Source organism: Rhodovulum viride, from assembly GCF_003265965.1.
Classification (GTDB): domain Bacteria; phylum Pseudomonadota; class Alphaproteobacteria; order Rhodobacterales; family Rhodobacteraceae; genus Rhodovulum; species Rhodovulum kholense.
On record NZ_MUAV01000166.1, the window covers coordinates 1 to 554 of the forward strand.

1 pseudogene is annotated in these 554 nt (G+C 70.6%); it reads left to right on the top strand.

Annotated features, from left to right (window positions below):
• A pseudogene (locus BYZ73_RS21660) lies at positions 1 to 554 on the top strand (phage tail tape measure protein); the annotation flags it as partial.

Sequence of the window (554 nt, forward strand, 5' to 3'; positions counted from 1 at the left end):
AATCGCTGGGCACCACCGTCAAATCGGTGCAGGTGCTGAGCCGGGCGGGCGATCTTTCGGGCGTCGCCATGGGCACGGTCGAACAGGCGACGAAGGACCTGACCCGTCGCCTCAGCCAGGCCGCGACCGGCACCGGCCCTGCGGTCGAGGCGCTGAAGCGGCTGAACCTCACGGCCGGGGATCTTTTGAAGATGCCGCTCGATGCCCGGGTCGAGGCGATCAATGCCGCGATCCTCGACTTCGTGCCCGCAGCCCAGCAGGCCGCCGTCGCGGGCCAGCTCTTCGGCGAGGAAGGCTCCATCGCCATGAGCCGGATGGATCCCGCGACCCTGCGCCAGGCCGCGCGCGACGTCGAGGACTTCGGCGTCGTCGTGTCGGAACTGGACGCCGACAATATAGAGAGCGCCAATGATGCGGTCTCGCGGCTGGGGCTGGTGGCGACCGGGCTTGGCAACACCCTGGCGGCGGCCGCCGCCCCGGGGATCGAGCGGCTGGCCAACGGCTTTGCCGATCTCTGGCGCAAGGGCGCGCCGCTGGCCTCGGCCCTCGACCTG